Raw genomic sequence first — 13910 nt, 5'->3', positions numbered from 1 at the left:
ATGACCGACGCGACCGCGCCACACGGCCCTGCCCCCAAGCCCGGCATCCTCGACATCGCCCCCTATGTCGGCGGCAAGTCGTCCATCGCCGGCGTCGCGGAGCCGATGAAGCTGTCCTCCAACGAGAACATGCTGGGCGCGGGCGAAAAGGCGCGTGCGGCCTATGAGGCGGCGATCAAGAACATTCACATCTATCCCGACGGCCGGGCGACCAAGTTGCGGAATGCGGTGTCGGAACTGCACGGGTTGGAGCCTGAGCGGCTGATCTTCGGCAACGGCTCGGACGAGGTGTTCGCCCTGTTGAACCAGACCTATCTGACGGCGGGCGACAACATCGTCTGCGGCCAGTACGGTTTCCTCGCCTACCGCATCAGCGCCCTGGGTTGCGAGGCCCAAGTCAAGCTGGCGCCCGAGCCGAACTTCAAGGCCGAGGTCGACGCCCTACTGGCCCAGGTCGATGACCGCACCAGGATCGTCTATGTCTCCAATCCGTCCAACCCCACCGGCAGCTACAACACGGGCGAGGAAATGCGCCGCCTTCACGCCGCTCTGCCGGCCCACATCATCCTGGTCGTGGACGAGGCCTATGCGGAATATGTGACCGAGGCCGACTGGGAGACCGCCTTCCCGCTGGCCAAGGATGCCGAGAATATCGTCGTCACCCGCACCTTCTCGAAGATCCACGGCCTGGGCGGCCTGCGCATCGGCTTCGGCTATGCGCCGCTGAAGGTCGCCGAGGCCATCGACCGCATTCGCCTGCCCTTCAACGTCTCGGTGCCGGGGCTGGAAGCCGCAACGGCCGCCCTGTCGGACGAGGCGCACCAGACGGCGTCGCGCGATCTGATCTCTAACTGGAAGCCGCGCCTGACCCAGGCCCTGCGCGGCTTTGGGCTGAACGTCCTGCCCAGCGCCGGCAACTTCGTGCTGGTGCTGTTCGACGGCGCCGAGCGCGCCGCCGCCGCCAACGATTATCTGAACAGCAAGGGCATCATCGTCCGCCCGGTCGGCGGCTACGGCCTGCCCCAGGCTCTGCGCATCACCATCGGCACCGAAGACCAGAACCGCGCCGTCATCGACGCGCTGAGCGAGTTCGCGGCAACCTGATTGAAGGGAAAAAGCGGCAGCCGCATCAGCAGCCGCCGCCTTGCTATCAGCCGCCGAAGCGACGGGCGATGAAGACGCCGGTGCGGACCGCGTCGTCGCTCTGCGACAGGGGGCTGTCGGCCACGTCGCCCAAGCGGCGTTCGTAGTTGAGCAAGGCCCCGGCGCCCCATTTGTCGCCGACCGGGACCAGCAGGACCAGGCTGGCGCCCGCGCCCTGAAGCCCGCCGCCGGGGGAATAGGCGCCGATGCCGTTGGCGGCCGCCTCGGCGGTGCTGACGCCATAGTAGGCGTCGGCCAGTTTGGAATCGCCGCCACGCACATAGGCCGAGGCGTTCAGCAGGCCGACGGACGTCACGCGCTGATGGCCGATCGAGGCGTAGTATTCCGTGCCCTCACTGACGTCGGACACGTCGCGGCTGATCCGGCCGCCGACCACCACATTGCCGGGCAGACGCTTGTAGGCGTAGGCGGCCAGGTCCGCGCCGAAGCCCGGACGATCCAGCGTCAGGCCTTCGATATCATCGGCCGAGAAGCGCGGGCGAAGTTGCAGGCCGGCGCGGAAGTCGTCGGTCTTGATCGCGTTCCAGCCCAGGCCGTCGATCGGGTTCAGGTAGACTAGGTCGCGATAATTGGCCGACACCCACGGGGCTATTGTCGTCTTGGAGCCCGTGTCGCCGTTGGAATCGTTGCGATAGAGAACGCCCGCGCCGAGATCGACGGTCCAATTCTGGGGGGCGGGTCTGATCTGCTCATAGGGTTGCGACTGGGCCAGGGCGGAGCCGGCGACGGCGGCGAAGGCGACGGAGAGCAGAAGGGGACGAAGCATCGGGCGTTTCCATGAATGGCGCCCGAGCGGGGAGGTCAGGCCGGTCCAGAATGCGCAAGCTGGGCCTTTGGCTCCAGCAGCGCCAACGACGCCGTCTCTATGCGACTTTCCAGCAACGCCATCATCGCGCCGCGCTTCAGCTGGGCCGGGATCGGCTCAAGGAATTCGAACACGACCGTCCCGGGATAGCGGCGGAAGCCGTGGGCCGGCCAGTGGACGCCGGAGTTCGTGGCGACGGGCCAGCAGGGGCCTTCCAAGTCGCGATAGATGGCGGCGACGCCGGGCTTGTAGTCGCCGGGCACCCCCGGATCGTTGCGCGTGCCCTCGGGGAAGATGACGATCTGGCGGCCTTCGGACAGGCGGTCGCGCGCCTGTCGCGTCATGTCCTTCAGCGCCTTGGCGTGGCCCGCGCGATCCACGGCGATCATCTTCGACTTCCAGGCGAACCAGCCGAAGAAGGGCAGGGGCATCAGCTCCTTCTTCATCACGAAACAGGCGTCGGGCAGGACGGCCAGCAGGGCCACGATGTCCAGCATCCCCTGGTGTTTGGACGCGATCAGGGCGGCGCCGGACGGGGCGTGCTCCAGCCCGCGCACCTCGACCTTGACCCCCGCGATCCAGCGCAGGCCGAACAGGACGATCTTCGCCCACAGCTTGCACACGCCCTGAACATAGCGATGCGGCAGCAGCAGGACCGGCGACAGGCCGATGGCGATGATCGGCATAGACAGATAGAGCCAGGCGGTGAAGATCAGGGAACGCAGGGTGTTCACTTAGGACGCGGCCTTTTCGTCAGGGGCGGTTTCGGTCTCGGCCGTGACGGCGGCGGGCCGGTCGCGGGTGATGCGACGCACGCCCTCACGGCCCAGGACGGCGAGGTATTTCATATATTCCAGCGTCATCCGCCGCGCGGTCACCGCGGCCCGCCACCAGCGCGCATTGTCCAGCGACGGGGTGGAGATGGCGTAGGGCGTCAGTTTCACGCCCGGCAGCTGGCCCCGGATTTCCACCAGCGATCGCGGCATATGATAGTCGGAGGTGACGACGATCAGGCTGCGATAGCCCTTGGCGCGGGTCCAGGCGGCGATCTCCTGGGCGTTTCCGACAGTGTCCTCGGCCTCGAAGCCCAGGTCGACGCAGCAGTTGAACAGACGGCTGGAGCCGGGCGTCAGCTCGCGCAGCTCCTGACGGCGCACCTCGCGATTGACGCCGGAGATCAGCACCCGCTCGCCCTTGCCCTGTTCCAACAGGCGGATGGCGGTGTTGACCCGCTCGGACGACGGACCGGTCAGGGCCACGATGGCGTCGGCGCGCGCGGGATCGTCGGCCGGCGTCAGCTCGCGCACCCGGTGGGCGAAGGCGAACAGGCCGACCAGCCAGATCAGACCGGCGATGAAGATGACGCTCAACAGTCTCATGCGCCCCCTCCCTGTGTCGGCCGTCCTGAAGCCAGCATTCGCATGGCGGCGAATCTCGCCGCGAGAAAGGCAACCGTAGCCGCGAGCAGCGGGCAAGGCGAGAGCAACGCCAGGTCGCTCCAGCTGATGGGCAGGGCCGCCGTGAGGCCGCCCGATCCGCCGATGAACCGCAGGAGGATCAGAAGGACCGCCGCCAGCCCGGCGCCGATCGCGCCTGCGCCGGCCGCCATCAGGCCGAACCGCCGCTGGAAAAGCCAGGCGATGGCCCCGTCGGTCGCGCCGTTCAGGCTCAGGGTTTCGATCACGCCTTGACCGGCCGCCAGGCCCGCGCGGGTCGCATAGGCGATGGCGGCGGCCGCAGCGAAGGCGACGGCCAGGAAGGCGGCGCCGGCCAGGACCGTGATCATGCCGGCGGACCGCTCGACCTCGCCGCGCCACAGGCTGTGATCGTCCACCGTGGCGTCCAGCCCAGCCTCGGCCAGGGCGCGGCTCAGGGTCACGGCGCTGGCCGGCGCCTGGGCGTTCAGCCGCACCGTTACCAGATGGGGCAGGGGCAGGTCGGGCAGGACCGCGTCGCCCAGCCAGGGGCGCAGCAGATCCTCCGCCGCCTTGCGGCTCAGGGCGGCGGCCTCCTCCACGCCATCCACGCCGGACAGGGTCTCGGCCGCGCGGGCGGCGGCGGTGTCGCCGGTTTCGCCGACGCGGGGACGGACCTGCACGGTGGCCTCGGCGCCCAGCTGTCGGGCCCAGCCGTGCGCGGCGCGGTCGGCGGCCGAGGCGGCGACGGCGGCGAGGCAGGCCAGAAAGCACAGGACCGCGATGACCGTCATCAGCCAGGGCTCGCCGGCCGCGGCGGGCGGCAGCAGGCCGGGCCGGCGGCTGGAGAGGCTGAAGTCTGACAGACGGATCATGCGGCGGCCCGCGAGGGTTCGCTGAGCCGTCCGGCCTCCAGCCTCAAGACGCGCGCGCCCGACCGCTGGGCCAGGGCCTCGTCGTGGCTGGCGATCAGGACGGTGGCGCCCAGCTTGTTCAGCGACTGGAACAGCCGCAGCAGCTTGTCGGCCATGACGGCGTCCACGCTGCCGGTCGGTTCGTCGGCCACGATCAGGCCGGGGCGGGTGATGACGGCGCGGGCGATGGCCAGCCGCTGCTTCTCGCCGCCGGACAGGGCGGGGGGACGGGCCTCCATCCGGCGACCCAGGCCCACCCATTTCAGCATCTCGCGCACGTCGTCGGCGTACTCGGCCTCGGATAAGCCCGTGAGGCGCAGCGGCAGGGCGACATTGTCGAAGGCCGACAGATGATCCAGCAGGCGGAAATCCTGGAACACCACCCCCATCCGCCGCCGAAAGGCCGGGATGTCGCGCCGATCAATGCGCGTGACATCCGATCCGAACAGGCGGAGGGTTCCCGTCCGGGGTTGGTCCGCCAGCGTCAGCAGACGCAGCAACGAGGACTTTCCGGCCCCCGACGGCCCGGTAAGAAAGTGGAAAGAGCCGCGCGGCAAAATGAGGTTAACGTCCCGCAGCACGTCGGGCGCGCCGACATAGCCGAAGCCGACGCCAGACAGGCGAACGGTCTCGGTCATAGCGGCGGGTTCGGCGGGCGAGGACGGCATGGTATGTGTTTCAGGAACAGGGCGCGGCGTCGCGCCTTACGGGAGGGGGCGACAGCCTCGCAGTCAGCCACATGATACTGACCTGCCCCGCCTGCGCCACCAGCTATTTCATCCGTGACGAAGCCATAGGCCCCGAAGGCCGCAAGGTGCGCTGCCAATCGTGCGGCGAAGTCTGGCGCGCGACCCCCGACGAGCCGCTGGAACTGACCCTGACGCCCGAGCCGGTGGTCGCCGCCGTCGCGCCCGCAGCCCCGCCCGAACCTGATCCCGCGCCGGCGGCGGCCAGCCTGGCCGAAACGCCGGCGCCGGAGCTGCCTCGCGCCTTCCGCGCCCGCGCCGATCGCCAGAAGAAGCTGCGCCGCGCCGCCACCCAGGGCGTGATCTGGGCGGGTCTGGCCAGCGTCTTCATCGGCCTGATCGTTTCGGCCTTCCTGTTCCGCGTCGAGATCGTCCAGGCCTTCCCCCGGGCGGCTTCGGCCTACAAATTCTTCGGCGCGCCGGTCAATCCGGTCGGGCTGGACTTCGAGGCCCTGACGGCCAGGGCTGCGCCGAACCATCCCGGCATGGTCGTGGTGTCCGGCGCGATCCGCAATGTGCGCGACGTCGAGATCGTCTCACCGCCGATTCGCGTGGCCCTGCTGGACGCCGCCGGCGCCGAGGTCGGGTTCAAGATCGTAAAGATCGACGCGGCGCCGGTCCTGCCGGGCAAGGTCCAGGGCTTCGCCGCTCTGATCCCCGATCCGGGCGGCCATGGGGCCGGGATCGGCGTCGACTTCGCGCCGGCCAGCCCTTCGCCTGTAAAACCCCAAGCTGAACACGGCGGCCATGAGGCGAAGGCCGCGCCCGCGCACGCGGCGCAGCCCGCTGCCGAAACTTCGCAGGGTCTGCGCTCGGCGACGGCGCCCGGCGCCGAGGCGCCGAACACGGCCGCGCCGATCGACGCGCGACCGGTCGGGGCTGTGGACAAGGGGCATGGTGAGGCGGTATCGCCCTCGCATCATGGCTGATCCCTCCCCGACGCCGACCGTTCTTCTGTCCGAGACCGAGGTGGCGCGCATCGTCGCCGACCTGGCCCAGCGCATCGCGCCCGTCATCGACGACGACACGGTCGCCGCCGTGCTGCTGACCGGCGGCCTGTGGTTCGCCGCCGACCTGACCCGCGCCCTGTCGCGCGTCGGCCGCAACGTCCGTTTCGACGCCCTGTGGCTGGCCTCCTATGGCGACGAGCAGACCAGCCGGGGCCGGATCGACGTCTATGCGCCGTTCCAGCGCCCGATCGCGGGCCGCCGCGTCCTGATCCTGGACGACGTGTTCGACACCGGCCTGTCGCTGGCCGAGGCCGTGCGCATCGCCAAGGACGCCGGCGCATCCGAAGTCCTGACCTGCGTCTTCGCCAGGAAGCCCTGGCCCAAGCCCCGCGCGCCCGAGCCGGACTTCGTCGGTTGGGAGGCGCCCAACCGCTTTCTGGTCGGCTATGGCCTGGATCACGCCGGGACGCTGAGGGGCCTGCCGGACATCTGCGCCCTCGACTGAGTTCAAGGCGCGGCGACAGCGGGGATAATCCGTCCGGGGCTGAATTTCCGCCCGGTTCGGCGTTGACTCTCCGACACCCTTCCGTATATGTCGCCGCTCTTCGCCGCCGGGGCCCTCTCCGGGGGCGTATCTTTTTTTGCGTTTGCGCTGAGGCTTCAACATGTACGCGGTGATCAAGACCGGCGGCAAGCAGTACCGGGTCCAACCGGGCGACACCATCGTCGTCGAAAAGCTCGACGGCGACGCCGGCGCTGAGCTGAAGTTCGACAGCGTCCTGATGCTGGGCGGCGACAAGGGCGTGACCCTGGGCGCCCCCCTGATCGACGGCGCCTTCGTCGGCGCGACCCTGGTCGAGACCCGCAAGGGTGAGAAGATCAAGATCTTCAAGAAGACCCGTCGCCAGGGCTATCGCCGCACGAACGGCCATCGCCAGATGGAATCGGTCCTGCGCATCACCGGCATCGAAGGCGCCGGCGAGACCGCCAAGTGGGAAGGCAAGGTCGATCTGACCACCAAGGCCGAGATCAATCTGCGCGCTCGCAACCTGGCCGCTCGTGACGCTGCGTCCTCGCTGGGTTCGACCGAGACGGTCGTGACCGACGTGGACGGCGCCGAGGTCAAGGGCGTCGTGGTCGAGAGCTCGGCTCCCGCCAAGAAGGCCCCGGCCAAGAAGAAGGCTGCGCCCAAGGCTGAAGCCGCCGGCGACGAAGCCTAAGACATTCACCGGCGCCTCGGCGCCAGACCTGAGTTACGGACGCGCTCAAATAGGCCGAAAGGCCGGTAGCGCACCAAGAAAGTACGGAGCGGCAAGATGGCTCACAAGAAATCCGGTGGTTCGTCGCGTAACGGTCGCGACTCCGAGTCGAAGCGCCTTGGCGTGAAGAAGTATGGCGGCGAGCGCGTGCTGGCCGGCAACATCATCGTGCGCCAACGCGGCACCACCTTCCACGCCGGTGAGAACATGGGCATGGGCCGCGACCACACCCTGTTCGCTCTGACGAACGGCGCTGTGAAATTCACCACCAAACGTGGTGGCCGTTGTTATGTGTCGATCCTCGCGGCCAACGACGACGCCGCTCAGGCGATGGCCGCCGAGTAACGCAGTCTGGACCTTCCCGGATCGCGTTGCTCCTGCCAGCAGCCGATCCGGACCAGGGATTATAATCCGCGGGGAGTCTGGATCACCAGGCTCCCCGTTTGCGTTTCCCCGCCTCGAAGACCGTCCGAGCCCTTCAAGGAGATGGTCGACAATCCGAGGCAACGCCCATGTGCGTCATCGAAACCTCTCCTGTCGTCGAGACCCGGCGCCTGATCCTGCGCGCGCCCGCGCCCCAGGATGCGCCGCGCATCGCCGCCCTGGCCAACGACCTGGACATCGCGCGCATGACCAAGCGGATGCCGCATCCGTTCCAGATGCGCGACGCCGACGACTTCGTGTTGCAGGTCGCCTCGCAGGACCCAAGACGAGCCAACACCTTCGTCATCGACCATGAGGACGTGGGGCCCATCGGCGTCATCGGCCTGTTCGAGGGCGAGGATCGGGTGCCGGAAACCGGCTATTGGATCGGGCGTGAATACTGGGGTCGGGGCTTCGCCACCGAGGCGCTGGACGCCGCCCTGGTCTGGGCCAGCCGCAAGTGGAAGCGCCGGGCTCTGGTCGCCGGGCATTTCGCCGACAATCCGGCCTCTGGCCGCGTGCTGGAAAAGGCGGGCTTCCTCTACACCGGCGAGACGCGCCGGGCGTGGAGCCGGGCGCGTCGTGCCGAGGCCGATACCCGCATGATGGTGTGGCTGGCCTGACGGCCAGCCCGCAGGGTCAGCCGCCCGCCAGGGCGGGGCCATAGACGGCCGCGACGGCGACGGCGCCCACCACCAGCATGGCGCCCGCGCCGGCGATGAAGGTGGCGATGGTCTTGGACCGGCGACGCCGCATGCCGCCCGCCTTGTACTTACGGATGATGACCGACGGCCCTCGCGTAAAGGCCTCGGATCCTATGATGTTGTGTTGGGACAAGAAAAAAGCTCCCCGAACTCTCGCACAGAAGCCGCGATCAGTCCGGGGCGCTCGTGGTCAGAAGATGGCGATCCGCGTTACCGGGGTCGCATCTTCGTGAGACGGGGCGTGCGGGTCACAGGGTGACGGAGACGACCCGGCCGCCGCGCGTCTGCACCGACTGCATCAGCACTAGGGGTGCATCGCCCGAGGTGACCGGCACGATCAGGAACCAGCCGCCGTCGGGCAGACCGTCGAAGCGGAAACGGCCGTTCTCGCACCGCTCGGAGCGGACATAGTTGCGATAGTCGGCGTTGGCGTCGGCGACGGTCCGGGCGCGAACGACCGCGGCGGGCACGGCCGCGCGCTGGGTCGAGCCGTACAGGGTGCGAATGCGCGCGCGCGTATAGGGGGTGTCCGGCGTCAGGCCGACGCTGGCGACGCAGTCGAAGGCCTTGCCGTCCCGGGCGAAGGCGATCTGGCCCTGAATGCTGTTGCGGCCGGGCATTTGGGACCAGCCGAAATCCGCCTCGTTGAAGGCGGCCGGTCCCCCGTACGGCAGGCCGCCGCCGGCGGTGGGCGCACAGGCGGAGAGGGCTGCGGCGGTCAGGGCGAGAGCCAGGCCAGGGGCGGCGAACGAACGGATCGACATGGGGCTTCCTCCGGGATTTCGGGGTCGTGGGGGACGACGTTCCCCACTATCGCACGACAGGCCGGGCGACTTCCACGCTCAAGATTCCCCCTCTGGACCCGGACCCCACAACGCGCGAAACAGGCCCGACAACGCGCCCAGTCGTCGAGGCGCGACAGCTCGGAAACGCCCTGCATGACCGTCACCTTCGCCGATATTCAAGCCGCGCGCACCCGGATCGCCGGCGCGGTCGACCGCACCCCGACCCGCTATTCCAGAAAGCTGTCGCAGCTGACGGGCGCCGAGGTCTGGGTGAAGTTCGACAATCTGCAATTCACCGGCAGCTTCAAGGAGCGCGGCGCCTTGAACCGGCTGCTGATGCTGAGTCCCGAGGAGATGAAGCGCGGCGTGGTGGCCGCCAGCGCCGGCAACCACGCCCAGGCCCTGGCCTATCACGGCGGACGGCTGGGCGTGCCGGTGACCATCGTGATGCCCGAAGGCACGCCCTTCGCCAAGATCAACGGCACCCGCTCGCACGGGGCGACCGTGGTGATCGAGGGGCTGGATTTCACCGGCTCGACCGAGGCGGCCAAGCGGCTGGAGGCCGAGAAGGGCTACGTCTTCGTCTCGGCCTTCGATGACGAAGGCATCGTGGCGGGCCAGGGCGTCTGCGCGATCGAGCTTCTGGAGGATGCGCCCGAGGTCGAGGCCCTGATCATCCCCATCGGCGGCGGCGGGCTGATCGCCGGCTGCGCGATAGCTGCAAAGGCGATGAAGCCGGACATCAAAGTCTTCGGCGTCGAGGCCGCGCGCTATCCCTCGTTCACCGCCAAACGGGCGGGCAAGCCGCCGGTCTGCACCGGACAAACCATCGCCGAGGGTATCGCCATCAAGGCGGTGGGCGACATCCCCTTCGCCCTGGCCGATCCGCTGGTGGACGAGGTCTTCGTCTGCCAGGAAGCCGACTTCGAACGGGCCGTCGCCACCTATGTCACCTATGAGAAGACCGTGTCCGAGGGCGCGGGCGCGGGGGGGCTGGCCGCGCTTCTGGCCTATCCCGACCGGTTCAAGGGGATGAAGGTCGGGCTGGAGCTGTGCGGCGGAAACATCGATGCGCGGATGCTGGCGGTCGTCTTGAACCGCGAGATGGTCCGTGAGCGCAGATTGATCGTCTATCGCATCCTGGGCGACGATCGGCCGGGCATGTTGTCGGCCATGGCGGCGGTGATCGGCGGCCTGGGCGGCAATATCATCGACGTGGTCCACAACCGTCTGGCGCTGGACGTGCCGGCCAAGGGCGCCGAGTTCGACATCATGGTCGAAACGCGCGATAGCGCCCACGCCGACGAGATCGGCGAAGCCTTGAAGGAACGCGGCTATGAACTTCGGATGGGGTAAGGCGGCAATCGTCGCGACCTTCTTGCTGGCGGGCTGCGGCCAGGCCGCGCCGGTCGATCCGAACGCGGGCAAGGTCGAGGCGGCCGCCTTCATGGCCAAGAACGCCAAGGAAGCGGGCGTTCAGACCCTGCCCAGCGGCCTGCAATACAAGGTGGTGCAGGCGGGACCGGCCGACGGCGTCAGCCCCGACCGCAACGACCTGGTCAAGGTCGACTACGAGGGCAAGCTGGTCGACAACAGCGTGTTCGACAGCTCCTTCGCGCGCGGCGCGCCGGCGGTGTTCACGCCCGAGGAAGTGGTCAAGGGTTGGACCGAAGCCTTGCAGATGATGCGCGTCGGCGACGAATGGCTGCTCTATGTCCCGCCCGAGCTGGGCTATGGCGAGCAGGGCAATCCCAAGATCCCCGCCAACTCCGTACTGATCTTCCGCCTGAAACTGCTGGACGTCGCCAAGGTGCCCGGCGGCGGATCGGGCGTCGGCACGGCGATGGGGTGAGGCCGCGTGATCCGTCTCCTCCCCACTTTGTGGGGAGGTGGCGCGGCGCGTCTTCAGCGCCGTGACGGAGGGGTTCTGTGCCGCATCACAGGCGCCTGTGGGACTTCAAGAGCCCCTCCACCACGCTACGCGCGGTCCCCCTCTCCGCTTCGCAGGGAGGAGACCTTAAGCGCGCCGCCACTCCACCAGAACCCGGGAGTCGGTCTCGGTCGTCGCCTCGGCCAGGGCCGCGAACGCGCCAGCCGGCATCAACTGCGACAAGGCCCAGACGGCGGCGCCGCGCACAAGGGCTGAGGGGTCGTCCAGCAGGGCTTTCGTCGGGGCGACGAGGGTCGCGTCGCCCGAGTTGCCGACGGCGTAGAGGACATTCCGCAGGAAGCGGTCGCGGCCGATCCGCTTGACGGGGCTCTTGGTGAACAGGGCGCGGAAGGCGGCGTCGTCCAGCGCCAGCAGGTCGTGCAGACGCGGGCTTTCAAAGGCCGGGCGGGGCGCCAGCCGGATCTCGCGCGCTTCCTGTGCGAACTTGTTCCACGGGCAGACCGCCAGGCAATCGTCGCAGCCATAGAGGCGCGATCCGGTCAGGGTGCGGAACTCGACCGGCCAGGGACCGGCGAACTCGATGGTCAGGTAGGACAGGCAGCGCCGGGCGTCGAGCTGGAACGGGGCGGGAAAGGCCTTGGTCGGACAGGCGTCGAGACAGGCGGTGCAGCGGCCGCAATGTTCGGTCTCGGCCGCGTCGGGCGCGATCTCGGCGGCGGTCAGTATGGTCCCGAGGAACAGCCAGTTGCCGTGGGTGCGGCTGAGCAGATTGGTGTGCTTGCCCTGCCAGCCCAGGCCGGCGCGCTGGGCCAAGGGCTTTTCCATCAGGGGGGCGGTGTCGACGAAGACCTTGATGTCCGCGCCGTTGCGGGCCGCGATCTGGCCCGCCAATTGTTTCAGCCGGCCCTTGATGACCTCGTGATAGTCGTCGCCGCGCGCATAGACCGAGATGTAGCCGGCCGAACGGTCAGCCAGCTGATCCAGCGGGTTCTGCTCCGGGCCGTAGTTCATGCCCAGGACGATGGCGGTCCGGGCCTCGTCCCACATGGCGGTCGGATGCTGGCGGCGAGCCAGCGTCGTCTCCATCCATTCCATGTCGCCATGCCGGCCTTCGTCCACGAAACGCCGCAGCCGCTCGCCCGCCGGCCAGGCGTCGGCCGCCGAGGCGAACCGGCAGACATCGAAGCCCAGCTCGGTCGCGCGCTGGCGGATGAAGGTTTTCAGGCGGTCGGACACGGGGCGGGGATAGCATGAGAGCGCGGACGCGTCTTGAGAGGAGCGACTTGAAGACTGTGCTCGAGTCTGCCTTCGACCCTTAGAGGACCTTCGTCGGCGAGCTTATCAGCAGGTCGGAGGAGCCCGCGTTTTGAAGCTGTCGACATATTCTGCAACCGGCCCGAGACCGACCAAAGCTCGAAATTCGTCGACGCGCTCCGCATCCTCAAGCCGCCAAAGCGTCCACTGACCGGTGCCGTAAGGGCAGGTCATCTGTGTCCCGTATCTCTGAGGTTGATCCCTCGTCATCTGCAGCCGGTCATACATCATGGCGTACTCCGAACCTGCGACTTCCCCGCTAGGCACAAGGTCGGCGAGAATAGGCAGAAAGCGCTCCCACAGCGTCTCATCGCCATGCTGCACAACGAGGAACGCCGACGCGGCTGCGTTGTCGCCGTAGCGACTTTTTCTGAACCAGCCGTCCTCGGGCACCATCGCCAACAACTGCTGCTGGTTTTCGACATCGACCGCCCGTACCTCGGGCCAAAGCGCGCGTCGAACTCGCGCGCGTTCGGGCGGCGGCACGTTCGCCAGAGCCTTCCAAAGACCTTGTCGAGCGGCCTGGTCGATAGCCCCCATGCGCTCCAGGCGTTCTTGATCCGTCTGTGGCGGAGGCAATGCGCTCTGTGCTTCTTTTGCCTCCGCGATGCTGGCGCGTAGCGCGTTCAGGGCCGCTTCAGTTAGGGGATCGGGCGCCGTCGCCTGCGCGACCACAAGCGTAAGCGCTGCAAGATTATGGATCATGACGCCCTCCTTAGAACACCCAATCAGATGGTGCTTAGGATGAGCAGTCAAGGATTGTAAAACTGCGTTTGGTAATGTCCGCTTCCCACCCTAAGCGGTCATCAAGCACGTCGGCTTTGAGTCTAGAAATCCAGGTCCGCATACCACGCCGACGGCGGCACGCCGACGAAGCGGTCGGCGAGCAGGGGGCGGAAGCAGGGGCGGGATTTGACCTTGGAGTACCAGGTCTTCAGGCCGGGCCAGGTCTTCCACTGGATCTCGCCGAAATAGTCCAGCACCGACAGGTGGGCGGCGGCGATCAGATCGGCCTGGGACAGGCGGCGGCCGGCCAGCCAGTCGCGCGCGGCGACCAGGTCCTCCAGCATGGCGAGGTGGGATTTCAGGGCGTCGCGGCCGTCACGCAGGGCGCGGGCTTCGGGCGGGCCCAGCTTGAGCAGGGGTTTTTCCATCCGCTCGTGCAGCAGGACGGCGTCGACCTCGTCCATGAAGCGGCGCTCGAACCAGCCGGTCAGTCGGCGCGCCTCGGCCCGTTCGGCGAGGTCGGCGGGCAGCAGCAGAGGGCCCTTCTGCTGATCCTCTATCCAGCCCAGGATGGCGGGCAGTTCGCACAGCACCAACGGACGGCCGCGATCCATCGTCTGGATCACCGGCGGCAGACCGGACGGGTTGAAGTCATTGACCGGGCAATCGTCTTCCCACGGACGGACCGGCGCATCCGTCCATTCGATCCGCGCCTCTCCCAGCGCCAGTCGCGCGGCGCGCGAGGCGGGCTGGAAGGCGAAGTGGAAGAGAACGCAAGGGTCGGCCATCAGGGGTTGATGCGCCCGGACCCGTT

At 68.2% G+C, this 13910-nt stretch carries 18 protein-coding genes; 8 read left to right on the top strand and 10 right to left on the bottom strand.

Features of this window, described 5'->3' with window-relative positions; genetic code table 11:
• On the top strand, nt 1–1104 hold the full coding sequence (gene hisC / locus VH88_RS07090; RefSeq protein WP_045810633.1) for a histidinol-phosphate transaminase: 1104 nt from the start codon (nt 1–3) through the stop codon (nt 1102–1104).
• A gap of 46 nt (nt 1105–1150) precedes the next feature.
• On the opposite strand, the gene VH88_RS07085 is transcribed toward hisC, so the two are convergent.
• From VH88_RS07085 to VH88_RS07065, 5 genes are read right to left on the bottom strand one after another with little or no spacing between them, the layout of a single operon-like run.
• Nucleotides 1151–1930: a MipA/OmpV family protein gene (locus VH88_RS07085; protein WP_045810632.1), complete on the bottom strand. Its 780-nt coding sequence runs from the start codon at nt 1928–1930 to the stop codon at nt 1151–1153.
• A 35-nt stretch (nt 1931–1965) separates the two neighbouring features.
• A complete protein-coding gene (locus VH88_RS07080; protein WP_045810631.1) occupies nt 1966–2703 on the bottom strand; it encodes a 1-acyl-sn-glycerol-3-phosphate acyltransferase in 738 nt (245 codons plus the stop codon).
• Entirely contained in the window at nt 2704–3348 is a 645-nt protein-coding gene (locus tag VH88_RS07075) for a YdcF family protein (RefSeq protein ID WP_039244024.1), read from the bottom strand.
• Nucleotides 3345–4259 (bottom strand): ABC transporter permease, encoded by a 915-nt coding sequence (locus VH88_RS07070; protein WP_045810630.1) that lies wholly within the window; start codon nt 4257–4259, stop codon nt 3345–3347. Before VH88_RS07070 ends, VH88_RS07075 begins: the two co-directional genes overlap by 4 nt.
• Complete coding sequence (locus tag VH88_RS07065; RefSeq protein WP_045810629.1) at nt 4256–4966, bottom strand: cell division ATP-binding protein FtsE; 711 nt, start codon at nt 4964–4966, stop codon at nt 4256–4258. Before VH88_RS07065 ends, VH88_RS07070 begins: the two co-directional genes overlap by 4 nt.
• Nucleotides 4967–5037: 71 nt before the next feature.
• Here VH88_RS07065 and VH88_RS07060 point away from each other — a divergent pair, with 71 nt between their 5' ends.
• From VH88_RS07060 to VH88_RS07040, 5 genes are all read left to right on the top strand, one after another.
• Nucleotides 5038–5973, top strand: a complete 936-nt coding sequence (locus VH88_RS07060) for an MJ0042-type zinc finger domain-containing protein (protein ID WP_045810628.1) — start codon at nt 5038–5040, stop codon at nt 5971–5973.
• Nucleotides 5966–6499 carry a phosphoribosyltransferase gene (locus VH88_RS07055; protein ID WP_045810627.1) on the top strand — a complete coding sequence of 178 codons (534 nt, stop codon included), beginning with the start codon at nt 5966–5968 and terminating at the stop codon, nt 6497–6499. The genes VH88_RS07060 and VH88_RS07055 overlap by 8 nt, the downstream gene beginning before the upstream one ends.
• 160 nt (nt 6500–6659) lie before the next feature.
• Entirely contained in the window at nt 6660–7214 is a 555-nt protein-coding gene (gene rplU, locus VH88_RS07050) for a 50S ribosomal protein L21 (RefSeq protein WP_045810626.1), read from the top strand.
• 96 nt (nt 7215–7310) lie between these two features.
• Entirely contained in the window at nt 7311–7598 is a 288-nt protein-coding gene (gene rpmA, locus VH88_RS07045) for a 50S ribosomal protein L27 (RefSeq protein ID WP_039244031.1), read from the top strand.
• A gap of 167 nt (nt 7599–7765) precedes the next feature.
• Nucleotides 7766–8299, top strand: coding sequence for a GNAT family N-acetyltransferase (locus tag VH88_RS07040; RefSeq protein ID WP_045810625.1), 534 nt, complete (start codon nt 7766–7768; stop codon nt 8297–8299).
• A 16-nt stretch (nt 8300–8315) separates the two neighbouring features.
• Here the strand turns inward: VH88_RS07040 and VH88_RS07035 are convergent, their stop codons facing one another.
• On the bottom strand, nt 8316–8513 hold the full coding sequence (locus VH88_RS07035; RefSeq protein WP_039244035.1) for a hypothetical protein: 198 nt from the start codon (nt 8511–8513) through the stop codon (nt 8316–8318).
• 115 nt (nt 8514–8628) lie between these two features.
• Nucleotides 8629–9144 carry a hypothetical protein gene (locus tag VH88_RS07030; RefSeq protein ID WP_045810624.1) on the bottom strand — a complete coding sequence of 172 codons (516 nt, stop codon included), beginning with the start codon at nt 9142–9144 and terminating at the stop codon, nt 8629–8631.
• Nucleotides 9145–9318: 174 nt separating this feature from the next.
• On the opposite strand from VH88_RS07030, the gene VH88_RS07025 reads away from it, so the two are divergent.
• Together VH88_RS07025 and VH88_RS07020 are read left to right on the top strand one after the other, a co-directional pair.
• Nucleotides 9319–10521, top strand: a complete 1203-nt coding sequence (locus tag VH88_RS07025) for a threonine ammonia-lyase (RefSeq protein WP_045810623.1) — start codon at nt 9319–9321, stop codon at nt 10519–10521.
• Nucleotides 10502–11017 carry an FKBP-type peptidyl-prolyl cis-trans isomerase gene (locus VH88_RS07020; protein WP_045810622.1) on the top strand — a complete coding sequence of 172 codons (516 nt, stop codon included), beginning with the start codon at nt 10502–10504 and terminating at the stop codon, nt 11015–11017. The genes VH88_RS07025 and VH88_RS07020 overlap by 20 nt, the downstream gene beginning before the upstream one ends.
• Nucleotides 11018–11182: 165 nt before the next feature.
• Here the strand turns inward: VH88_RS07020 and queG are convergent, their stop codons facing one another.
• The 3 genes from queG to VH88_RS07005 form a co-directional block, all read right to left on the bottom strand.
• A complete protein-coding gene (queG, locus tag VH88_RS07015; protein ID WP_045810621.1) occupies nt 11183–12292 on the bottom strand; it encodes a tRNA epoxyqueuosine(34) reductase QueG in 1110 nt (369 codons plus the stop codon).
• 105 nt (nt 12293–12397) lie between these two features.
• Complete coding sequence (locus VH88_RS07010) at nt 12398–13075, bottom strand: DUF6624 domain-containing protein (RefSeq protein ID WP_045810620.1); 678 nt, start codon at nt 13073–13075, stop codon at nt 12398–12400.
• 122 nt (nt 13076–13197) lie between these two features.
• Entirely contained in the window at nt 13198–13884 is a 687-nt protein-coding gene (locus tag VH88_RS07005; RefSeq protein WP_045810619.1) for a glutathione S-transferase family protein, read from the bottom strand.
• Nucleotides 13885–13910: the final 26 nt, after the last annotated feature.

This window comes from Brevundimonas sp. KM4 (assembly GCF_000964075.1).
Taxonomy (GTDB): domain Bacteria; phylum Pseudomonadota; class Alphaproteobacteria; order Caulobacterales; family Caulobacteraceae; genus Brevundimonas; species Brevundimonas huaxiensis.
Note: the sequence above shows the minus strand (reverse complement) of the source record. Positions and strands in the feature narration are given on the sequence as shown.